We start from the raw sequence: 22,784 nt of genomic DNA, 5'->3' as shown, positions 1-22,784 counted from the left end.
AAAGTTAGGAAAGTACATTTAATATTAAGAAAAATTTAATAATTATCAAGTTGATATTGAGGAAGGTTTCTCGTATAATAACTTTATGCGAACTGGTTCGGAAAAGAGGTGTCACGGTGAGAATAACACAAGAAGAAAAAGAACTTACAAAAGAACGAATTAGAGAAGAAACCATTAAGCTTTTTGCCCAGAAAGGTGCAGCAGGAATATCCATTAGGGAAATTGCCAAAAATGCCGGGATTGGAGCAAGTACAATGTATGGGTATTATCCTTCAAAACTAGACTTAATTTTTGACGTATTAATGCCCACGAATAATGTTAGAAGGAATATGGCCATAAGGCTAGAGGAATTGGACGTGGAACTGGCTACTTATGAAGAAATTGTTCGTGCTTTAGTGAATGTGGTGAAGGAAATTCCAGGAGACAGTTTGAATATTGACACAAAAAATCTACGGGAAGTTCAAAGTATGATTCTTGCATTGGACTCTATTTCAGAAATTCGTAAAGTTGCTAACTATGAAATTGTGATACAGATATCACAAAACCTAAAGAATTTCTTCGATCGATTAAAAGCAAGGGGCATTATGAGAGAAAATGTGGATAGTTTGAAAACGGCTGAAGTTATCATCGACTCTGTTCGAACACGAATCATGGACTATATAACTTTTGAAAATACCACAAAAGAAGAATGCTTCGACGAATTCTATGATATCATTTATACAGTATTGGATGGGAAAATGCTTATTTAAAAGCTTTTCCTTTTCTTTCACTTATAATACGAACGTGTTCATATAACAACTTTAAAAGATAATCTGGGGGACTAAATATGATGAGGAATCAAAAGAATTATCCTTATAGAAGCTTGAAATTATTTGGAATTTTAACGTTGATAGGCATTTCTACTATCTTAACAACGGGATGCATGCGAAAGGTAGAAACATCAGTGGAAGAAAAAATACAATCTGTTCAAACAGAACTAATTGAGATTACTTCGCGCAGAGGTATTGTAGAGTACTTAGGGACTGTGCAACCAGAACATGAAACGGAGCTGTCATTTCAAATTTCTGGAAAAGTATCATCTCTTGAAAAGAAGAAGGGAGATTATGTAGGGGAAGGGGAAGTCATTGCTACCCTAAATACTGAAGATTATGCCCTTCAAGTTTTGGCAGCACAGGAAAAGCTAAAAGCTTCCGAGTACGAACTGGATCAGGTCATTGCTTCAAGGGAATATCAATCAGGAGAATTAGCCAAGACCAAGGAGCTTTATGAGGCGGAGATTGTTTCAAAAACAGACTATGAAAAAGCAGAGCTAGCACACAATCAAGCGAAAAACACTGTGGAGACATTTGCAAAGCGCATAGAAGCACAACGACTTGAAGTAGAACGATTGTCAAATGTTTCTGATCAGGGTGTTATCCACGCTCCATTTGCTGGGGTGATAGATGAGGTATATACCAATAATATGGAGTATATCGTTCCAGGAATGCCCGTAGCCAAATTGGTTAGCGAGAAGGCAGTATTAAGCACCTTTGTTTCTATGGAGGACTTACCCTATTTTTATGAGGGCAAAGAAATAGAAATTGGGTCTAAGGCATCCCACAGTTGGGGCAAGGTGATATTCATTTCAAATATTGCAGAGAAAGGCTCCCATTTGTATGAGGTGAAAATGGAAATAGATTCTAAATTTAATTTAAATGAGCTTGTAATTTGTAGAGCAGAGATGGAAGAAGTAAAAGGCATTTGGATACATGTTGCCAGTGTCCAAAACTCTTCGGTGGACTTTGTCTACATCGTTGAAGATGCAAGGGCAGTAAAAAAAGTTGTGCAAATTGAAGAGATTCAAGGTGATCGGGTAATGGTAAAAGGCCTGAAAAAGGGAGATAAGTTAGTCGTATCGGGTATGAAAACACTGCTGGATGGAATGAATGTCAAAGAAAGTGAGTTGTTGTGATTATGATAGGAGGAATTACAGCAAGAGTTTTAAAAAATAAGAAGTTGACAATTTTTATTATGGTGTTCGTTCTGTTGGCAGGGGTATATTCTTATGTCAAACTACCCCGACAGGAAAACCCTGATATCAGCGCTCCCATGGCGCAAATATTTATCCGATATCCAGGGTCGTCGTCATTGGAAGTTGAGAAATATGTAATTAAGCCCATTGAGGATAAAATAGTCGAGCTGGAGGGTTTTGATTATTCAGAATCCGTTTCTAGAAATGGGGTTGGTTCTGTTTTCTTAAAACTTATGGAAGACATAGACACTGATAAGGCATGGGATGACCTTGCGAAACTTATGGATGAAGTGAAAATGGAGCTGCCCCAGGAAGTTTCTGAAATTACTGTTAATACAGACTTAACCCAGACACCGGGAATGATTATCTCTTTAAGCAGTAATTCTTATGATGCGGACGCCTTGGCTGATTACGGTGATTACTTAAAAAATTCTCTCTCCCAAATCGATGGAGTTAAGAAGTTTGAGGTGATTGGTGAGGTTCAAAAGCAGGTTGAAATCATAGCCAAGCCCATTGAAATTAATCAATGGGGACTCACCTCCGCCGACTTAATTTCAAAAATTCAAGGGGCGAACGTTTCAATTCCCCAAGGATCTGTTGAGAGTCAGTCAGGAAGGATACAATTAACCGTTAAAAATAAATTTGAAGATATAAATTATATTGAAAACATCTCCGTTGCTTCATCTGGAATAACTGAAAATTTGAAGCTGAAAGATGTGGCAGATGTTAAAGTTGTCACTGATCCGTACGCTGCTAATTATGGTAGAAACGGTACTAGAACTGTTTTTCTTGTTGGATATTTTGAAGATACTCTTAATGTTGTTACAGTAGGAAAAGAAGTAGACTCAGTCATGGATTCCTTAAATAAGAACATTCCAAATGACATCGAATTCAATACCCTTATGTATCAGCCAGAGGACGTTGACAACGCTGTAAAAGGATTTATGAAAAACCTGTTTCAGGCCGTATTCTTTGTTTTGCTGGTAGTGCTCTTTGGTATGGGCAAAAAAAATGCCATTGTGGTATCTACAGCCATACCTCTTTCCATAGCTTTCACCATGATTGTAATGTATATTGCTGGAGTTAAGCTTGAGAATATGTCAATTGCAGGCCTAATCATCGCACTGGGTATGCTTGTAGATAATGCAATTGTCGTCAGCGATGCCATTCAGCATCACCTAGACCAAGGTGTAGATCCTGACGAAGCGGCTATTCTAGGCACGAAAGAGGTTTCATTTTCCATACTAACGTCCACATTAACCACTATATTTGCTTTTATGCCTCTATTGTTGCTTAAATCAACACTGGGGGAATTCATTTATGGTGTTCCATTTGTCGTAACGGTTTCTCTTATAGGGTCATATATCTGTGCCATCATTACCATACCAGTGATATCCAGCTTGGTTTTGAAGCCTTCTATAGGTCAGCAAAAAGAAAAGAAATCACGAATACGCCAGTTTTATATGAATACCCTTCGAAAAACTTTAGGCAAGGCGAAATACATATATATTGCAGCCGTGGTATTTGTGCTTATTGGCTTTACAGCCGCATCATCTCTGGTATCCAGTATCCTACCCAAGGCAGATAAAAGCTTAATACAGATAGATATTCAATCGGAATTTTCATCGGATATTAAGAAAACGGAACAGCTAAAAGACCAAGTAATTACGTTGCTTTCGGATATGCCTGAACTGACAAATTACTATAGCTCTGTTGGGAGCAACTTGCCCAAGTTCTATATGTCTGTACAATACAGGGCTCCAGAACCATCCATCGGTCAGTTAGCCTATGAATTTGACCTAAGCAAAAGCCAACGTTTTGTAAAGAAGGAAGACTTGCAAGCTTTTATACAGGAGCGACTAAGAGAAAATTTAATCGGTGGGTCAGCAAGCACTTACTTACTGGATTTGGCCAGTATTTCAACTCCAATACAATTTAGACTAATCGGAACAGACCTAGAAAGGCTAGACCAAGTGAGCAGTGAGCTGAGTGAGGTTCTTCATAAAACACCGGGTACAATGAATGTTAGTGATAATTTTAAAAGCCGTGAATATCAATTTCAGGTGGAAATTCAAGAAATGATCGCCAGTGCCCGTGGGCTATCAGAGTATGGGATTCAGAAAGAATTGAGTACGGCCTTGCTAAGGCAGCCAATTTCTCAAATTAAAAAAAATGGGAAACACATCCCAATATTCATTCACTATGACATTGAGGATAAGGACGAAGTATCAAATTTAATGATAAAATCTCCCATTAGTCAGGATTTTATAGCTTTAGACGAAGTGGCGGAAATTCAACTGGATAGCCAATATCCAGTGATCAACCATTACAACGGGCAAAGAAGCGTGACCATTACTTCTGACCTTATGAAAGGGTATTCTGTTGCAGAGGTGGAGAGAAACATAAAGGAGCACATAGAAGGTTCTAACTATGAGGATATCCAGTTTGAGTTTAATGGGATGATGGCAAAGTTACAGGAAAATAACGCCTCCCTTGGGCAATTAGCACTGTTCTCTATATTCATGATTCTTGCGGTGCTAATTCTTCAATTTCATTCTTATTCCCAACCAATTGTTGTTCTTTCTACAGTTCCCATTGCTGTAGCGGCAGCCCTACTAGGACTGTCCATAGCGAGACAACCGCTTTCCTTCGTTGCCATGCTCAGTTTGGTTTCCCTCATGGGGATTGTGGTAAACAATGCCATCGTTTTAATTGATGCAATCAAATTCTTCTGCCAAGGAGGAATGGAACTGAAACAAGCCTGCATAACCGCTGTCAACAGGAGGTATCGGCCAATTATGCTGAGCACCATTACAACTGTTATTGGGTTGATTCCCCTTCTTATATCGGGGGGAGAGTTATTTCGGCCATTGGCAGTTTCTCTTATCTCGGGACTGACCTTTTCAACTTTTATTACCATATTAATTATCCCCAATCTGTTTTTGTCTATTACAAACGCTAGAAACAAGTGGAGGAGAAAGAGTTGATTAGAGTATCTTGAGTGAAAGACAACCTCATTGGTTTGTATTTCACAGTTGTGAACGCTTGTAAAGCACATGGTTGTTATAGACCCCATAATTCAATAAATAAAACAACCTTTCAATATTGAAAGGTTGTTTTTTACTATGCTTACTAAAGCAGTAATTTGAGTGTGAAACTATAGTAATTGCCCAGTGAGATCATATTAACTAATTTTGATTTGATTGTTGCACCCTATATATGGTACTCTGTGTTTAATAAGAAACGATATCCTGACTTTTGCCTAACAAAAAGCTTCTAAATTTTATTCTAAAATTGGCATAAAATCCTATGCACAAGAAAAAGAACTGGTTATAATAGTTTTATGGGAAAAAAGGAGGGTTTAGTCAAAATAGGTGGAAAATTGTGCTTTTGAAGTTTAGATAAGACGGGGAAGTTTCTTTGGCATATGAAAATAAGTGATGCTGAAATTCAAATGAGAAAAGGGTAGGTGCATGATGAAAGATAGAAAAATAGTGGTGGTTGACGATTCTCCTTTTTCAGTGGCAATGATAAGTAAAATCCTAGGGGAGAAAGGTTTTGAAGTCATCGGTAGTGCAAATTCGTTACAAGAGGCGGTGGAAGTTGTTTCGACCTTAAAGCCAGACCTTGTGACTATGGATATGACCATGCCCGATGCAGATGGTCTTGCGTGTACAAGAGCCATTCGAGAGATTGATCCCAATCTAAAGGTAATCATTATTAGCTCTATGATGGATGAGGAGATCTTGCGAAAAGCAAAAAAAGAAAAGATATCAGGCTATATTCAGAAACCCGTTGACGGCGACGAACTCTCTTTATTGATACGAAGAATCATGGCGGATGAAGAATCCTTTGTTGAGTTAGAGCAATTATACTATACCGTATTTAAAGAAGCTTTAACGGATACATTTAACAGGTTTTTCAAAGCCATTCCTACATATAAGAACTTGAAGACTTCAAATGATGAATATGTTTCAAGGGGTATATCTGTGGTGATGGGGATAATTGGCAAGTATTCCGGCAGGATGATTTTGGATATGTCCATTGAGTCTGCGGGGCGTATTGCCTCTGGCATTTTAAAGCAAGATGATTTATCAGAAGAATATGTCATTAATATGATGGGAGAAATGGCAAATATCATAGCTGGAAATGCGTGCTCCATGTTAAACAAGAAAAATGAAGTTTTGGGATTGCGTGTTGCTCCACCTACGGTGGTTTACGGTGAGTCTATCACCATTTCAAAACTGAAGTTGGACACTGTAACTTCTGTGGAAGCAGATACCGTTTTTGGAGATTTATATATGAATGTTGGTTTTAACAGGAGTGAGTACAATGAACAATGAGATTGTAACTGCATTTAGCGATGCCGTATTAAGCGTGATGCCCATGTTGGGTATTCCAGAAGTAAAATTTTTGAGTGGGAAAAGCTATGAAAAGCAACTTGATTCTAGTGGTGTTATTGGTATTATAGGGATTATTGGAGAGCTGACGGGTAATGTATACTTCTCCATGGAAGAGTCATGCGCAAAAAAAATAGCATCTTATATGATGGGTGGTATGGAAGTGGAGGAATTTGACTCCATTGCACAAAGTGCCATTTCTGAATTAAGCAATATGCTGGCGGCCAATGCAAGTATTTTGCTCTCTGAAAAAGGAAAGTCCATTGATATTTCAACGCCCACATTAATGAGTGGGGATTTTACCTTAAGCTTTAGTTTTTCCAATGTGATGTGCTTAGAGATGCTTGTAGAGGATATGCCTTTTCATGTATACCTATCAATTAAAGAGTAGGGAATTACCTAAGATTACTACAGTGGTTTGCCAAAAAAATAGAGTAAGAACATAAAAGGCGTGGGTTAAAAATCTTACGTCTTTTTTCTAATCAAATTTCTAAAGTTAGCTTGATTTGAAAAGGTAAGCAGGAAACAAAAAAAGTATTGACCATTCTGTAAGAGGTATTTATACTACAAAGTAGCAATTAAGGAAAAATTAGGATGGGTTAGGCAACCATTGAGAAGGAAAGTTTCTGGGGAATTAACTAATTGCGTTAGTCAAAAGGAGTAATGAGGTAAATATGAAAAATATAAGAACAATCTTAAATAAATGCAGCCAAAAGTCATTATGGCTAGTTTTATGTATGATTATGTTAAGCACTACATTTTTAACTGGTTGTGTAGGGGGGACAAGTATTGGTTTAAACATAACCCCCAAGGCCCCAAACAAGGTGGAGACACTATTGGGAGATTTGGGTGAGGATGCTCCCGTGGATGTTAAAATCAAGTTGGGAAAACTTGTGAATAATGCAGATGTCCTTCGGTTTAAAAGAGAACTGCAAGGAAATTATGAAATGTCATATGAAGAATATAGACTTTGGGAAAAGATTTCTGCTATCCTTGATAAAGAGACTATAAGGCAGTTTGGTGAAGTAGGCTATGTTGAAGAGAATTATAGAGAGAACATAGCACCTAACTTAGATTACGGCAAGGATACCATGACCAATTTAAAAAAGATCCTCTCAAGGGAAGATTGGAACAGCCTTAACAAAATGCGTGACGACTACTTTACAGCAACAGAAAATGGGAATAATTATGACGTTGACATTGAGTTGGAAATAAAGGCAATTATCAACAAGTATAAAGATATGGATGCAGATGCAGTCTTTTTAAATATATTGGATGATAAAAAGCAAAAAAATTTTGGTATATTTAAAATCAACCAAGATTTTGATGCTGAATACCAAAGTGGATTAGAAAATGGATTAGTGGATTTAAATGCTGAAGATCAGCAAACCTTGAAGATGGTTTGGGACCTAACAACGGATATTTTACCAAAAGAACAGTTTGCAAACTTCAGATACTTTAAAATCGGTGGGGATGGTGAACTTGGCGTTGTTGCATACGTCGTGCCCCTAGATTCTGAAGGGAAGGTCTGGTGTATGACTGTGGACCCTGCAGATATTTCTGAAGACGGTCTGTTTCCATACACCGTAGTACACGAGATAGCTCATTACATTTCGCTTAATGAAAAGCAAGTAGATTACTTTAATGGAGATTTCACTTTTTATCCTGTGTATAGGTTTGCTGATTGGAGTTTGGTGGTAGCAAAAGAGGATTCATATCTTCAAGCCTTTTATACATCTTTCTGGAAAGATATTATAAATGATTGGGCCACCAATGAGGAAAATCCATATTTCTATTATCGTCATAAATCACAGTTTGTGACAGGGTATTCGTCCACGGAATGCGCTGAGGACTTCGCCGAAAGCTTTTCTGCATATGTGTTGCTAGATAAAGCACCAACACCGGAAACACAGGCTAAATTAGATTTTTTTGATCAGTATCCTGAGTTTAGAGAACTAAAAAAGGTTATTCTAAAGAAAATCAAAGAAAACAAAGTTTATGTAAGTCCGGAAATTGAACCTGTATATGATGAAATTCAGCCAGCGGCGTAGAATTCTGGTTTATTTCACCTCTGAACTTGGTGAAAAGGAACAGAGGATTGTTCATGGTTAAAGAAGATAAAAGGTTGAAATAGTAGTAATACGTTGGAGTGCTTCATAATTAAAAGCACTCCATTTTTTTAATTGCCGATTCATTGCTACTATATATAAATGAGTTCATAATACTGAAAGTATGAATGGAGCTTGCAACTACATAGATTTAAGTCCTTGCACATGGCTTTTTTGATACGAACAATATATATAAATCACTATTCCTAGGTAGACGAGTGAAAAAGAGTTGCAAACGGGAGATGAGCACCATAAATTACTGAATCAGAGAAATGAACGATAATGTATAGTAACACAAGAATAAAAGTCTTATGACGTGGATTCATATAACTGAGATTTTACCTCTGTAGGTGTACTAAGGCTTATTATGTTGTAACAAACTGACCAATTATTGAAACTTACAATAATAAACAAAAAAATAGTGAAAAGACATTGACAAGAAGAAATGATTATGTTAACATGTAATTCCTGTCAGCGAGATGCGACAGAAAATGACACAGAAAAGCAAAATAAGTGTTGACAAGCAAAAACGGTTATGTTATTATATAACTCCTGTCAGAAATAACGACAGAAAGTGACACGAAAAAGCAAAATAAGTGTTGACAAGAACGACTGAGTATGATAGACTTCATAACTGTCAGCTGAGTGACAAAAAAATAACAAAAAATTGTTACTGGCAATTGATCCTTGAAAACTAAACAGTAGAATACAAACACACAACCCATAGTCAATTCAGCTAGTGAGCTTCGAACCGATTATGAAGTGACCAACCAACGCCGTAAGGCGCAGGAGGAAGCGGAGTGGTGAGAAGTGCACGGTTTTCCGCAAAGCGGAAAAAGCAACCTTAATTTATTAAGGGATAAGAGACAAAAGAGTTTGCTGGTTTCGAAAAAACCAGATAGTAGCCAGATTATACTGGTTAGGACAACTCGGATGTGCAAGTCGGAAGGCTTTATGCATAGTTTTCTATGAAAACTACTTATAAAATTTATTCCCGATGATGCCGTTCCTAAATTTTAATATAAGAGTTTGATCCTGGCTCAGGATGAACGCTGGCGGCGTGCTTAACACATGCAAGTCGAGCGGAGAAATTTAAAATGAGAGCTTCGGCAGGATTTTTAAGTATCTTAGCGGCGGACGGGTGAGTAACGTGTGGGCAACCTGCCCTGTACTGTGGAATAATCACTGGAAACGGTGACTAATACCGCATGTCATCACGAGGGGGCATCCCCTTGTGAGAAAAGGATTTATTCGGTACAGGATGGGCCCGCATCTGATTAGCTAGTTGGTGAGATAAAAGCTCACCAAGGCAACGATCAGTAGCCGACCTGAGAGGGTGATCGGCCACATTGGGACTGAGACACGGCCCAAACTCCTACGGGAGGCAGCAGTGGGGAATATTGCACAATGGGCGAAAGCCTGATGCAGCAACGCCGCGTGAAGGATGAAGGGTTTCGGCTCGTAAACTTCTATCAATAGGGACGAAAAAAATGACGGTACCTAAATAAGAAGCCCCGGCTAACTACGTGCCAGCAGCCGCGGTAATACGTAGGGGGCAAGCGTTATCCGGAATTACTGGGTGTAAAGGGAGAGTAGGCGGCATGGTAAGTTAGATGTGAAAGCCCGGGGCTTAACCTCGGGATTGCATTTAAAACTATCAAGCTAGAGTACAGGAGAGGTAAGTGGAATTCCTAGTGTAGCGGTGAAATGCGTAGATATTAGGAAGAACACCAGTGGCGAAGGCGACTTACTGGACTGAAACTGACGCTGAGGCTCGAAAGCGTGGGGAGCGAACAGGATTAGATACCCTGGTAGTCCACGCCGTAAACGATGAGTGCTAGGTGTTGGGGGGGAACCCTCGGTGCCGCAGCTAACGCAATAAGCACTCCACCTGGGGAGTACGATCGCAAGATTGAAACTCAAAGGAATTGACGGGGGCCCGCACAAGCGGTGGAGCATGTGGTTTAATTCGAAGCAACGCGAAGAACCTTACCAAGGCTTGACATCCCTCTGACCGCACTAGAGATAGTGCTTCTCTTCGGAGCAGGGGTGACAGGTGGTGCATGGTTGTCGTCAGCTCGTGTCGTGAGATGTTGGGTTAAGTCCCGCAACGAGCGCAACCCCTATTCTTAGTAGCCATCATTCAGTTGGGCACTCTAAGGAGACTGCCGTGGATAACACGGAGGAAGGTGGGGATGACGTCAAATCATCATGCCCCTTATGTCTTGGGCTACACACGTGCTACAATGGCTGGTAACAAAGTGAAGCAAAACGGCGACGTCAAGCAAATCACAAAAACCCAGTCCCAGTTCGGATTGTAGTCTGCAACTCGACTACATGAAGCTGGAATCGCTAGTAATCGCGAATCAGAATGTCGCGGTGAATACGTTCCCGGGCCTTGTACACACCGCCCGTCACACCATGGGAGTTGGAAGCACCCGAAGTCGGTGACCTAACCGTAAGGAAGGAACCGCCGAAGGTGATATCAGCGACTGGGGTGAAGTCGTAACAAGGTAGCCGTATCGGAAGGTGCGGCTGGATCACCTCCTTTCTATGGAGTATTGGTTGTGAAGTAATCTACTGTTTGGTTTTGAAGGATCAAACCTTCAATAAGAATAAAAGAAGAATAAAAGGCAAGAACTGCACCTTGAAAACTGAATACAAGAAAAAATAGAGTCAATCGAGAAATAAATAAATTTCTTTAGAAATAATAAAGTAGTTTTTTCATTGCATTGCAATGAAAACCGATTTTATCTTTGATTTTATGCAGCTTTTACATTTTTACAAATGTGAGGTGGCAGCATTTAAAACATCAAAGAAAAAATCTAACGAAGTTAGCAGACGATGCTAACAAAAACCGTAGTATCGCTACTACGAAACATTCCAAAGAACAAGCTATAGATTTTGACTTGATGAAAAGAGGGTCAAAGCAATAAGGAAGTTTTTTCATTACTTCGTAATGAAAACCGATTTTTGTTTTGATTTCGCACTGCTCTTACATTTCTACGAAATGTTAGGTCGCAGTACTCAGAGCATCAATACAAAAATCTAACGAACTGGTCAAGCAAGAAAGAGCACAAGGAGAATGCCTTGGCACTAGGAGCCGATGAAAGACGTGATAAGCTGCGATAAGCTTCGGGGAGGCGCAAATAGCCATCGATCCGGAGATTTCTGAATGGGGAAACCTACTTGAGCAAACCTCAAGTATCCGTAGGTGAATACATAGCCTGCGGAAGGGAACGCTGTGAACTGAAACATCTAAGTAGCAGCAGGAGGAGAAAGAAAACTCGATTTCCTTAGTAGCGGCGAGCGAACGGGAAACAGGCCAAACCGAAGGACCTAGTTCTTCGGGGTTGCGGACTGTATAAGGCATTGGCAAGAGATAGTCGAAGTGTTTTGGGAAAGCACACCAAAGAAGGTGAAAGTCCAGTAGACGAAATTTCGAGCCAGCTGACAGTATCCAGAGTACCACGGGACACGAGAAACCCTGTGGGAAGCCGGGGGGACCACCCCCCAAGCCTAAATACTCCCTAGTGACCGATAGTGAAGTAGTACTGTGAAGGAAAGGTGAAAAGAACCCCGGGAGGGGAGTGAAAGAGAACCTGAAACCTTGTGCTTACAAACAGTCAGAGGGCTTTGTGCCTGATGGCGTACTTTTTGTAGAACGGTCCGGCGAGTTACTAATGCCAGCGAGGTTAAGTGGTTAGAAGCCACGGAGCCGAAGGGAAACCAAGTCTGAATAGGGCGTATAGTTAGTATTAGTAGACCCGAAACCGGGTGACCTATCCATGTCCAGGTTGAAGGAGCCGTAAAAGGCTTTGGAGGACCGAACACACATCTGTTGAAAAAGGTGGTGATGAGGTGTGGATAGCGGAGAAATTCCAATCGAACTCGGAGATAGCTGGTTCTCCTCGAAATAGCTTTAGGGCTAGCCTCGAGAGGAGTCTAACGGAGGTAAAGCACTGAACTGACGCGGGGCCCAAAAAGGTTACCAACTCATATCAAACTAAGAATGCCGTAGAGATACCCTCGGGAGTCAGTCTATGTGAGATAAGTCGCATGGACAAAAGGGAAAGAGCCCAGACCGACAGCTAAGGTCCCAAAGTACGTGTTAAGTGGAAAAGGATGTGGGATTTCATAGACAACTAGGATGTTGGCTTAGAAGCAGCCACTCATTTAAAGAGTGCGTAACAGCTCACTAGTCGAGAAAACCTGCGCCGAAAATGTAACGGGGCTAAAACACGTCACCGAAGCTACGGATTGACAACTTAAGTGTTGTCAGTGGTAGAGGAGCATCCTGCAAGGATGAAGCCAAAGCGAGAGCAATGGTGGACGAAACAGGAGAGAGAATGCCGGAATGAGTAGCGAGATATATGTGAGAAACATATAGGCCGAATATCTAAGGTTTCCTGAGTAAAGCTAATCTTCTCAGGGTTAGTCGGGGCCTAAGGCGAGGACGAAAGTCGTAGTCGATGGACAACAGGTTGATATTCCTGTACTACGTATAATCAGAACTGTGGGGACGCAGGAGGATAGGGAAACCGGGGAATGGAAAAACCCGGTCAAGCATAAAGCCAAGGGAGATAGGCAAATCCGTCTCTTGATGGTGAAATGTGATGAGGACTGAACAAAAGTAGGGAAGTTTCCGAATCCACACTGCCGAGAAAAGCCGCTATTGTATTATACGTACCCGTACCGTAAACCGACACAGGTAGATGAGGAGAAAATCCACAGGCCGACGGGAGAAGTGTTGTTAAGGAACTCGGCAAAATGACCCCGTAACTTAGGGATAAGGGGAGCCACGCAAGTGGCCGCAGAAAAGAGGCTCAAGCGACTGTTTAGCAAAAACATAGGTCTATGCGAAACCGTAAGGTGATGTATATGGGCTGACACCTGCCCGGTGCTGGAAGGTTAAAAGGAGAGGTTAGCGTAAGCGAAGCTTTGAATTCAAGCCCCAGTAAACGGCGGCCGTAACTATAACGGTCCTAAGGTAGCGAAATTCCTTGTCAGGTAAGTTCTGACCCGCACGAAAGGTGTAACGATTTGAGCACTGTCTCGACAACACGCCCGGTGAAATTGAAGAACCAGTGAAGATACTGGTTACCCGCAACAGGACGGAAAGACCCCATGGAGCTTTACTGCAGCCTGATACTGGGATTCGATGATATATGTACAGGATAGGAGGGAGGCTATGAAGCCAGGACGCTAGTCTTGGTGGAGCCGCCGGTGGGATACCTCTCTTATGTCATTGAATTTCTAACTAATGCCCGTGATCCGGGTATAGGACAATGTCAGGCGGGCAGTTTGACTGGGGCGGTCGCCTCCTAAAAGGTAACGGAGGCGCTCGAAGGTCACCTCAGAATGATTGGAAACCATTCAAAGAGTGTAAAGGCAAAAGGTGGCTTGACTGCGACAGCGACGGCTGGAGCAGGTACGAAAGTAGGACTTAGTGATCCGGTGGTAATAAGTGGGAATGCCATCGCTCAACGGATAAAAGCTACCCTGGGGATAACAGGCTTATCTCCCCCAAGAGTTCACATCGACGGGGAGGTTTGGCACCTCGATGTCGGCTCATCGCATCCTGGGGCTGTAGTCGGTCCCAAGGGTTGGGCTGTTCGCCCATTAAAGCGGTACGCGAGCTGGGTTCAGAACGTCGTGAGACAGTTCGGTCCCTATCCGTTGTGGGCGCTGGAAATTTGAGAGGAGCTGTCCTTAGTACGAGAGGACCGGGATGGACGTACCTCTGGTGTACCGGTTGCAGACCAACTGCACAGCCGGGTAGCTATGTATGGAACGGATAAACGCTGAAGGCATCTAAGCGTGAAGCCGCCCTCAAGATAAGATTTCCCATTCTTCGGAAGTAAGGTCCCTTGAAGATAACGAGGTAGATAGGTTGGAGGTGTAAGCACGGCAACGTGTTCAGCTGACCAATACTAATAGACCGAGGGCTTGACCAATAAATCGATTGATGATATAATGGCGAGGTGATTTCTTTTCCTGTTGGAAAAGACCACTAATATCCTTTGCACAAATAACCTCTTTACACCTTTGGTGTTGGATCGGTGATTGATAAATGCAAAGGAAGGCGCTAATGTTCTTGTGTTCAGTTTTGAAGGTGTATGTAAGTACATCTGATAAGGCGAAGGGGAAAAGCGGAAGCAACCCCAAGCATAGCCTTGATATTTCTGGTGATGATGCGCTCAGGGGACACACCCGTTCCCATTCCGAACACGTCGGTTAAGACCTGAGCGGTCGATGATACTTGGTGGGAAGCTGCCTGGGAAAGTAGATGGTTGCCAGAATCCATTATTTTGTTAGAACTGTATGAGTATGCATGCAGTTCTTTTTTTTTTAGAAATTTGTTTGGACTGCAATGAAAGATGATTTTGCACTGTAGATACTTTTGTTAAAGTAAAAAAACTATGATTCATGCCTAAATTAACAGCTAAAAAAGAACCTCACTGTAATCTATTATACTATTTTTATTGTGAATGAGTTATGGAAACGGAAATTTAAACAGTGTAGCAAATCAGGGACGTATGCAAGAAAAACTAATTTAATTTTAGAAGTTAGAATTGGAGTCACTTTAAAACAAGGTGGCTTTTTTTATATCAAAATTAGACGTAGTAATTAAGATGCATTTTCCAAGAGCATGGGGATCTTTGTAGTAAAAAAGCCCCTAAAATTAAATCGGTTGACTAAAATTTAACTAAGCATTGTACTATAAAAAGGAAAGAGGACATAGTATGTATTCAGGATATGCTTAAGTGCATATTACAACTAATAAGAGGGGGATACATATGGCATGTGTTGTAGTACCTATGGTAGAGGCAATTATTGTTACCATTGCAAAAAAAATTGTGCAGAGGAAAGAGAGAAAAGCCTTAGGGAATTCTAGTTCAACAGAAACAATTAATACTCCAATGAAAGAAGAACGACAAACCCTTCAAATGGGGCTAAGCTGGTCACGCAAACTGAGTTGGTTAAACAATTTATTATGGGGTGGTGTTTTCCTATTAGCTTTGGAACACATATGGCATGGTGAGATTATCCTATGGCCGCCTTTTTTAACAGCAATGAAAAATCCAGCTGATATCCAACCGATGTTAGAAGAAATGGCATTATTCGGAACTTCTATGGCAATATTTGTAACGGTAGTATGGGTGATTATGATTTACATAGCAGAGCATAAGTTGAAATACAATTGCACAAAAATATATTTAGATGATTAAAAGGAGGAATATTATGTATTTTATCATTACTGCATTAGCAGCTATTGTTACGACAGTATTTTGCTACAATATGCAGGACAAACATAGGTTAAGTATACTCTGCTTTATATACTGGGGTGCAACCCTTATGTGGCTAGTAGATCATGTTTTAGCATTTTTTATTGAAGGTGGAGAACTTTTTGAAATGACTTTAGATGCAGCACTATTAGGATGTCTTGTTGTTTTAAGTGGCTTTTTTGTTTGGGGTATTATTCTATTTCTAAAAAACATTAAAAGATCCCATTTAAAAACAGAGTAAAACAGGCCTTCTTGATGAATTTTTGAACGGTTTGACAGGAGTGAAGGACGGGGTAAAGATGATAAAACTAGTTGCTATCGGTAATCGGTTTATGAAAGATGACGGTATCGCAATTAAGGTTGCTGAGGCCTTGGAGAATGGATTTATACATTCTAATAATATTGAAGTAATCATTGGGGAAACAGACTGCCAAAATTGTTTTTATCGTTTAAATCATGGAGATTTTGTGTTTATTCTAGATGCAATGTATAAAAATTCAGAACCGGGCAGTATTCATGTGATTCGCCTGGAAGAAATCATAGGCCAATCATCAGCAGTTTTGATGCAACATGATATGAGCATGATTGACTTAATGAGGCTATATAAAAGCACTTTCAAAGGTTATCTGATTGGTGTGGAAATAGGGGAATTGGGCTTTGGACATGAACTTAGTCCCACTTTGCAAGAGAAGTTCCCCCAAATATGTTGTGAGGTTGAAGGGAAGATAAAAAAAATCATATTGGAGGAAATCAACGATGCATGATACTTTTTTAAATCAAAATCTATACGAATCTATTGTTGGCTTGTGTAAAGAAAACTCTATGGATAGAATTCTTAACTTAGAAATTACGGTACATACCCATAGCCATATTTGTGAAGAGAGCATTCGAGAACATTTTGCGGATCGAAAGAGCAAACTCATCGGTGGCTGGACAAATATTTTGGTTCAGAAAAAAGAAATTGAGCCCCTTACTGCAACCATTGAACAAATTGATGGAGAGAAAAAGTAAATGTGCCAGCGTAGAAGCTTTTTGATAGAAGTCAATGGAATTGTGCAAGGGGTGGGCATGCGTCCCTTTATTTACAAACTAGCACAGTCTCTCAACCTTTGTGGCTATGTAAAAAACAAAGGAGCTTCAGTGGTTATCGTTGCTTCTGCTGAACAACAAGTAATAGAGAAATTTTTATACGAACTGAAAAGCAATCCGCCGCCAAATGCAAACATCTACGACATAAATATTTTACCATATTCAGATGAAAATCTCCAGGATTTTAAGATTTTGGATAGTTCAGAAGACCAACAAAGGCGAGGATTCCTCCTTCCCGACCTAGCAGTTTGCAATGACTGCCTAGAGAATATTCGCAATCCGCAGGACAGACGGTATAACTATGCATTCACTAATTGTACGAATTGTGGCCCAAGGTATTCCATATTAAAAGATTTGCCATACGACAGAGAAAATACATCCATGAAACTTTTTGCTATGTGCCCAGAGTGTGGCAAAGAATTCAAAAATCCAGAGGAAAGACGATTTCACGCCCAGCCTAACTGTTGTCCCGTTTGTGGCCCAAAGTATATCTTGCGAGATAGCCATGGTGAGCTCGTGGATTGTGAAAGCCCTATAAAAAATGCAAAAGAGTTATTAAAGAAAGGAAAAATACTAGCCATAAAAGGGATAGGGGGGTATCACCTAGTTTGCAATGCACAAGATGAAAATGCAGTTGCCAACTTAAGAGATAGAAAAAAAAGACCCCACAAGCCCTTGGCAATTATGGTTTCAAGGATGGAGGATGTGAAAGGGATTTGTATAATAGGGAGAAAAGAAGAAGAGGCAATTTCCAACAATAAACGACCCATTGTGTTGCTAAAAAAAAGCAGTAATTGCCCACTTCCAGAAGTTATTGCACCGAAACTTAATCAATATGGGGTAATGCTACCCTACACACCCCTTCACTATTTGCTATTTGACGATACTTTAAAATATCTTGTTATGACCAGCGGGAATATTAGTGGGATGGCCATTTGTTATAAAGATAAAGACGCATTAGAGCATCTAAATCAAGTGGCCGATTATTTTCTCTTACATAATCGAGAAATCATGACCCCCATTGATGATTCCGTTGTCAGAGTTTTTGGAGATGAAGTGTTAATTAGCCGTTGTGGTAGAGGTTATGCTCCCATGGCATTGCCTTTGGATACACCTTATGAAATTTTATCTCTGGGAGGCAACCAAAAAGCCTCCATTTGTTTTACACATAAAAAGGTTGCCCATATCAGTCAGTATTTAGGAGAACTTAACTTTCTGGATACTTGTAATGAATATACAGCCGTTGTAAATCGATTAGCGGGGCTTTTAAAGGCAAGCCCTCAAGTTGTTGTACATGACTTACATCCCAACTATTTTTCAACGAAATATGCAAAGAGGCTAGAAAAGGAAGTCCTCATTGTTCAGCATCATCATGCACACATGGCAGGGTGTATGGCAGAACATGGATTTACTGGTGACGGCATTGGGGTTATTTTTGACGGAACCGGCGTGGGGATAGACGGTAATATTTGGGGAGGAGAATTTTTTGTCGGTAGTAGGTCGAAATTTAAAAGGGTAGCCCACTTAGAGAATGTTACACTACAAGGTATCGATTCCGCCATTGAAGAACCATGGAAATGTGCTTTATCTTATCTATATACCATCAATGAAAAATTAGATTCGTATTTTTCTGATGTAGACCACTGGCAGTCGATGATTATAGAAAAAGCATTGGAGAACAGAGTAAATTGCTTTCAATCTTCAAGCATGGGAAGACTCTTCGACTGTATTGCAGCTCTTACATTACAACGAAGCCGTATATCTTATGAGGCACAGGCGGCCATGGAGCTTGAAAGTGTGGTAGATGCAACAATAACTGATGAATATTGTTTTTCCATATTTGAAGGGGATGACGGTACTTTCATAATGGGATACCAAAGCATTCTGATGGGAGTTTTGCAGGATATAAAAAATCAACAACCTATTTCAGTCATATCTACGAAATTTCACAATACAATTTGTAAAGCAACCATAGCATGTGCTTGCAAGATAAGAGATAAATTCGACTTAAATTATATCTTTTTAAGTGGAGGGGTATTCGAAAATTCGTACCTCTTAAAAAATATGGTGTTTGGTTTAGAACAGTGGGGCTTTCATGTTTTTTTTAACAAAAAAACTCCATTAAATGATGGTGGCTTGTCTTTTGGCCAAGCATCTGTTGCAGCTTCCATTTTAGAGGGGGGAGATTATGTGTCTGGCAGTTCCTACTAAAATCACTTCAGTGCAAGGAAACTATGCCTATGCAGAAACCATGGGAATTCGGCAAAAAATTAATATTCAATTAATAGAGAATCTTGTGCCTGGCGAGTTTGTGTTACTACATGCTGGTTTTGCCATAGAAAAGATTGACCAAAGGGAGTATCTATTTCTGAAAAAAATATTGAATGAGATGATGGAAGATGATGAATGATGATAAAAAGATAATAAGAATTTTGGAAGTTTGCGGAACCCATACACAGGCCATCGTAAAATCAGGGATTCGATACATACTACCCAACTATGTTAAGCTACTGTCAGGTCCTGGTTGCCCTGTTTGTGTTACCAGTGAATCATATATAGATATGGCAATGGATTTACTCTCCAATGAAGAGGTGATTCTCGCCACCTTTGGAGATATGTTAAAGGTAAAGGGTACTTTTTACAGTCTATTTGAGAAGAAAACGAAAGAAAATGTGGTAATCCTATATTCACCAGAGGATGCAATTGTATTGGCACAGAAAAATCCAGAAAAGAAAGTTGTATTTTTAGCCGTAGGCTTTGAAACCACGGCTCCTATTATAGCAACAACAATAAAAAATGTGCAGGAAAATGGGCCAGATAACCTGTTTTTTCTGTCTGCTCTAAAACGGATGGAACCAATTCTCCGCTTTATACTTGAGGATGATCGTAATAAAATAAATGGCTTAATATGCCCAGGTCATGTTGCATCGGTTTTAGGTTCAGATGCATTCCGATTTATTACCGAGGATTTTCATCTTCCTGCAGTCGTATGCGGCTTTGAAGCAGAGGATATCAAAAAAGGTGTCCATCTTCTTTTAGACCAAATTGATGGAAAAAGCCCCGTTTCCTTTGCTAATTTATACGAGCGCTGTGTTCGAACCACAGGAAACAAGTTGGCGAAGGATTATATGGAAGAAGTCTTTTATATAGAGGATGGATATTGGAGAGGCATTGGAAAAGTCCCAAATTCCGCATTGGGTTTAGATAAAAAATACCAAAACCTTGACGCAAAGTATAAGTTTGGAGTAAAAGAAAAAATAATCCCAAAACCTTCCGCTTGTCAGTGTGGTGAAATCATTCTTGGCTTAAAAACACCCTATGAATGCAAGCAATTTGCTGTAAGCTGTACACCTGAAAATCCCCTAGGGCCTTGTATGATTTCTTCGGAGGGGGCTTGCTCTGCTCATTACAAATATGGGAAGGTGGTTTTTTGACAAATAAAATTACATTACATCATGGTGATGGCGGTGTTAAAACAAATGCATTAATCAATGAGGTTTTTCTAAAATACTATGGTGCGAATATGGATGTCTCTTTAAGTGATGCTTTTATTTTTGATGTAAAAACTTCTAAGTTAGCTTATACCACCGATAGCTTCGTGGTTCAGCCATTATTTTTTCGAGGCGGGGATATCGGAAAACTAGCTGTCTGTGGGACCTTAAATGACCTTGCCACTGCTGGAGCAAAACCTTACTACTTAAGTGCAAGTTTTATGATTGAGGAAGGCTTTGACATAGATGTTTTATGTAAAATCGCCCAGTCAATGGGGGATGTCTGCAAAGAAAACGGTGTAAAAATCGTTACAGGAGACACGAAGGTGGTTGAAAAGGGTAGTGTGGATGGGTTATTTATTAATACGTCGGGCATTGGTGTGGTGGCCGAGAGTTTCGCCCCTTCCAAAATCGAACCAGAAGATGAAATTATTATAACGGGTACGATTGCAGAGCATGGCACAGCTATTTTACTTGATCGATATGACCTTGAAATAGAAACGAATATTACCAGTGATTGCTGCGCCCTGAGTCATTTAATTACTGATTTGGATAAGGTCTTGCCTTATATAAAGTTGATGAAGGATCCAACGAGGGGCGGCGTAGCAACGGTACTGAATGAAATAGCCACCAATGTGGGCTACAATGTGGAGCTGATAGAAAATAGGATACCAATGAATCCCCAAATAAAAGCAATCAATGATATTTTGGGAATAGACCCATTCTATCTTGCGTGTGAAGGTAGAATGATATTGGTGGTAAAAAACGGATTTGGGAAAAGGGTTTTACAAAAATTAAGGAAACTGCGGGGGTACGAAAACGCCCAAAGTATTGGTCGTTTTACAAATGATTATCAAAAGACCGTATATTTGAAAACAAGCATTGGCGGCAAACGAGTGATGCCTAGCTTAGAGGGGCAGATGGTGCCTAGAATTTGTTAATGAAGTAAAGGTATTAAAACCTTTCATTTCTACGAAACAGGATGTCTTTAGGAGGATTTTTAATGGAATTACATTTGTTTTTTGATTCTATACTGAAAAGTATTTCTCAAATAAATATACATATAGAAAAACTCAGTTCCAATAAGCGAGTTGATAAGCAGCAAGTTTTGGTACATTTAGATAGAGAAGTTAAGATGTTAGAGAAGAATATTACTTGTTTTATTGAGTTGAATCAAGAGAATAGCAAGGAAGTGCCGTCACATTATCCTAGAGTTTCTGTACAGCATGTTCAGCCAGATTCTAACACAACAAGGTATTTTACTTTGGAAGAACTAGCTTACTATGACGGTAAGGATGGCAGGCCTACCTATGTCGCTGTTAATGGCGTTGTCTATGATGTGACAAATATCCCTTCCTGGGCTGGGGGTACTCATTTTCGCCTTAATGCGGGGCAAGATTTGACTAGTAAATTTGCCACCTGTCATAAAGGTTTTGAATCGACATTAAACAAACTACCTATCGTGGGATACTTATCTTAATGTAAAGTTGGTGAGCCATATGAGTTCAAAAAATTTCAAATGTCCATATCAAGACAATAAATTAAAATCTACGGCAAACCTTGTAGCAAGGGTAAATAACGACATCAAAGCAGAAAAATTAGTAAAACCAAATCTTGTCTGGCTTGAATTAAATGGATGTGCGGGCAATATCATCTCGCTGCTAAATGGTCAAAATCCAGACTTCCAGTACCTCATTACTGATATGGCGAACATTACCTATAGCAATAGTTTGCTTGCCGCCGAGGGAAACCAAGCCATGAATGAATTGTTTGACGTAATCGGGTCTAATTTCATTCTTGCAGTGGAGGGTGCCGTTTCTTTAAAAGAAGACGGTCGTTATAATATTATTGGACGGCATAATCATGAAGCTGTAACTGGGCTGGAGGCAGTCCAGAGACTAGGGGAACAGGCCGCATATGTCATAGCCGTGGGTGCATGTGCATCCCATGGCGGCATATCTGCAGCAAGGCCTAATCCCACCTCTTGCGTAGGTGTTCACGAAGTTTTGCAAAGAAAAGTAATTCAACTACCAGGTTGTCCATGCCATCCTGATTGGTTTATGGGAACCCTAGCATACATAATATTATATGGGGAACCACCCCTAGATAGCAGAAATCGTCCATTGATGTTTTATAGCACAACCATTCATGATAGATGTCCAAGGAGATCCTATTTTGATAATGGTATTTTTGCAACGAAGCTTGGGGAAAAAACCTGTATGTTTAAACTTGGATGCCGAGGACCCGTAACTCGCATTGACTGCCCAATACGACAATGGAATGGCCATGTGAATTGGCCAATTGAAGATGACTCACCATGTATTGGCTGCGCACAGTTTGGCTTTCCCGATGCGATGGAGCCATTTGTTAACTTTAATCCTACGAAAGGGGTGTAA

Annotated in this window: 16 protein-coding genes and 3 rRNA genes; all 19 read left to right on the top strand. The window is 40.2% G+C overall.

What is annotated here, in order from left to right; translation table 11 throughout:
- Nucleotides 1–116: 116 nt before the first annotated feature.
- The 19 genes from RBQ60_RS09050 (at nucleotide 117) to RBQ60_RS08960 (ending at nucleotide 22,784) form a co-directional block, all read left to right on the top strand.
- Nucleotides 117–749, top strand: a complete 633-nt coding sequence (locus RBQ60_RS09050; RefSeq protein WP_307883364.1) for a TetR/AcrR family transcriptional regulator — start codon at nucleotides 117–119, stop codon at nucleotides 747–749.
- Nucleotides 750–826: 77 nt separating this feature from the next.
- Complete coding sequence (locus RBQ60_RS09045; protein WP_307883363.1) at nucleotides 827–1,951, top strand: efflux RND transporter periplasmic adaptor subunit; 1,125 nt, start codon at nucleotides 827–829, stop codon at nucleotides 1,949–1,951.
- A gap of 2 nt (nucleotides 1,952–1,953) precedes the next feature.
- The gene (locus tag RBQ60_RS09040) at nucleotides 1,954–4,998 is read left to right on the top strand and encodes an efflux RND transporter permease subunit (protein ID WP_307885998.1); all 3,045 of its coding nucleotides are present in this window, start codon (nucleotides 1,954–1,956) and stop codon (nucleotides 4,996–4,998) included.
- A gap of 486 nt (nucleotides 4,999–5,484) precedes the next feature.
- Nucleotides 5,485–6,354, top strand: a complete 870-nt coding sequence (locus tag RBQ60_RS09035) for a response regulator (RefSeq protein ID WP_331654175.1) — start codon at nucleotides 5,485–5,487, stop codon at nucleotides 6,352–6,354.
- Nucleotides 6,344–6,802, top strand: coding sequence for a chemotaxis protein CheX (locus tag RBQ60_RS09030; protein WP_307883362.1), 459 nt, complete (start codon nucleotides 6,344–6,346; stop codon nucleotides 6,800–6,802). Before RBQ60_RS09035 ends, RBQ60_RS09030 begins: the two co-directional genes overlap by 11 nt.
- 283 nt (nucleotides 6,803–7,085) lie before the next feature.
- Nucleotides 7,086–8,462 (top strand): hypothetical protein, encoded by a 1,377-nt coding sequence (locus tag RBQ60_RS09025; protein ID WP_307883361.1) that lies wholly within the window; start codon nucleotides 7,086–7,088, stop codon nucleotides 8,460–8,462.
- Between the two features lie 1,074 nt (nucleotides 8,463–9,536).
- Nucleotides 9,537–11,070 (top strand): 16S ribosomal RNA (locus RBQ60_RS09020).
- A gap of 507 nt (nucleotides 11,071–11,577) precedes the next feature.
- Nucleotides 11,578–14,476 (top strand): 23S ribosomal RNA (locus tag RBQ60_RS09015).
- A gap of 227 nt (nucleotides 14,477–14,703) precedes the next feature.
- A 5S ribosomal RNA gene (gene rrf, locus RBQ60_RS09010) occupies nucleotides 14,704–14,821 on the top strand.
- Together the 16S, 23S and 5S rRNA genes form the textbook arrangement of a ribosomal RNA operon.
- A gap of 498 nt (nucleotides 14,822–15,319) precedes the next feature.
- Nucleotides 15,320–15,751, top strand: a complete 432-nt coding sequence (locus RBQ60_RS09005) for a hypothetical protein (protein WP_307883360.1) — start codon at nucleotides 15,320–15,322, stop codon at nucleotides 15,749–15,751.
- A gap of 13 nt (nucleotides 15,752–15,764) precedes the next feature.
- Nucleotides 15,765–16,049, top strand: coding sequence for a hypothetical protein (locus RBQ60_RS09000; protein ID WP_307883359.1), 285 nt, complete (start codon nucleotides 15,765–15,767; stop codon nucleotides 16,047–16,049).
- 58 nt (nucleotides 16,050–16,107) lie between these two features.
- The gene (locus tag RBQ60_RS08995) at nucleotides 16,108–16,572 is read left to right on the top strand and encodes a hydrogenase maturation protease (protein WP_307883358.1); all 465 of its coding nucleotides are present in this window, start codon (nucleotides 16,108–16,110) and stop codon (nucleotides 16,570–16,572) included.
- Entirely contained in the window at nucleotides 16,565–16,819 is a 255-nt protein-coding gene (locus tag RBQ60_RS08990; protein ID WP_307883357.1) for a hypothetical protein, read from the top strand. The genes RBQ60_RS08995 and RBQ60_RS08990 overlap by 8 nt, the downstream gene beginning before the upstream one ends.
- Nucleotides 16,820–19,108, top strand: a complete 2,289-nt coding sequence (gene hypF / locus RBQ60_RS08985) for a carbamoyltransferase HypF (protein ID WP_307883356.1) — start codon at nucleotides 16,820–16,822, stop codon at nucleotides 19,106–19,108.
- Nucleotides 19,086–19,307, top strand: a complete 222-nt coding sequence (locus tag RBQ60_RS08980) for a HypC/HybG/HupF family hydrogenase formation chaperone (protein ID WP_307883355.1) — start codon at nucleotides 19,086–19,088, stop codon at nucleotides 19,305–19,307. Before hypF ends, RBQ60_RS08980 begins: the two co-directional genes overlap by 23 nt.
- Nucleotides 19,297–20,331: a hydrogenase formation protein HypD gene (gene hypD, locus RBQ60_RS08975; protein ID WP_307883354.1), complete on the top strand. Its 1,035-nt coding sequence runs from the start codon at nucleotides 19,297–19,299 to the stop codon at nucleotides 20,329–20,331. The genes RBQ60_RS08980 and hypD overlap by 11 nt, the downstream gene beginning before the upstream one ends.
- The gene (gene hypE / locus RBQ60_RS08970) at nucleotides 20,328–21,329 is read left to right on the top strand and encodes a hydrogenase expression/formation protein HypE (RefSeq protein ID WP_307883353.1); all 1,002 of its coding nucleotides are present in this window, start codon (nucleotides 20,328–20,330) and stop codon (nucleotides 21,327–21,329) included. Before hypD ends, hypE begins: the two co-directional genes overlap by 4 nt.
- A gap of 62 nt (nucleotides 21,330–21,391) precedes the next feature.
- Nucleotides 21,392–21,868, top strand: a complete 477-nt coding sequence (locus RBQ60_RS08965) for a cytochrome b5 domain-containing protein (RefSeq protein ID WP_307883352.1) — start codon at nucleotides 21,392–21,394, stop codon at nucleotides 21,866–21,868.
- 19 nt (nucleotides 21,869–21,887) lie between these two features.
- Nucleotides 21,888–22,784 carry a hydrogenase small subunit gene (locus tag RBQ60_RS08960; RefSeq protein WP_307883351.1) on the top strand — a complete coding sequence of 299 codons (897 nt, stop codon included), beginning with the start codon at nucleotides 21,888–21,890 and terminating at the stop codon, nucleotides 22,782–22,784.

The organism is Anaerotignum sp. MB30-C6, assembly GCF_030908465.1.
In the GTDB taxonomy this organism is placed as follows: Bacteria; Bacillota; Clostridia; order Lachnospirales; family Anaerotignaceae; genus Chakrabartyella.
The sequence above is the reverse complement of the archived record's forward strand: the minus strand, read 5'-3'. Positions and strand labels throughout refer to the sequence as shown.

Bases quoted from the DNA above. Each gene is read 5' to 3' on its own strand.
- RBQ60_RS08990 (WP_307883357.1), top strand. From the start codon at position 16,565: ATGCATGATACTTTTTTAAATCAAAATCTATACGAATCTATTGTTGGC.
- hypD (WP_307883354.1), top strand. From the start codon at position 19,297: ATGATGAATGATGATAAAAAGATAATAAGAATTTTGGAAGTTTGCGGA.
- RBQ60_RS09030 (WP_307883362.1), top strand. From the start codon at position 6,344: ATGAACAATGAGATTGTAACTGCATTTAGCGATGCCGTATTAAGCGTG.
- RBQ60_RS08965 (WP_307883352.1), top strand. From the start codon at position 21,392: ATGGAATTACATTTGTTTTTTGATTCTATACTGAAAAGTATTTCTCAA.
- RBQ60_RS09035 (WP_331654175.1), top strand. From the start codon at position 5,485: ATGATGAAAGATAGAAAAATAGTGGTGGTTGACGATTCTCCTTTTTCA.
- RBQ60_RS08980 (WP_307883355.1), top strand. From the start codon at position 19,086: ATGTGTCTGGCAGTTCCTACTAAAATCACTTCAGTGCAAGGAAACTAT.
- RBQ60_RS09000 (WP_307883359.1), top strand. From the start codon at position 15,765: ATGTATTTTATCATTACTGCATTAGCAGCTATTGTTACGACAGTATTT.
- hypF (WP_307883356.1), top strand. From the start codon at position 16,820: ATGTGCCAGCGTAGAAGCTTTTTGATAGAAGTCAATGGAATTGTGCAA.
- RBQ60_RS09045 (WP_307883363.1), top strand. From the start codon at position 827: ATGATGAGGAATCAAAAGAATTATCCTTATAGAAGCTTGAAATTATTT.
- RBQ60_RS09040 (WP_307885998.1), top strand. From the start codon at position 1,954: ATGATAGGAGGAATTACAGCAAGAGTTTTAAAAAATAAGAAGTTGACA.
- RBQ60_RS08995 (WP_307883358.1), top strand. From the start codon at position 16,108: ATGATAAAACTAGTTGCTATCGGTAATCGGTTTATGAAAGATGACGGT.
- RBQ60_RS09005 (WP_307883360.1), top strand. From the start codon at position 15,320: ATGGCATGTGTTGTAGTACCTATGGTAGAGGCAATTATTGTTACCATT.
- RBQ60_RS08960 (WP_307883351.1), top strand. From the start codon at position 21,888: ATGAGTTCAAAAAATTTCAAATGTCCATATCAAGACAATAAATTAAAA.
- RBQ60_RS09025 (WP_307883361.1), top strand. From the start codon at position 7,086: ATGAAAAATATAAGAACAATCTTAAATAAATGCAGCCAAAAGTCATTA.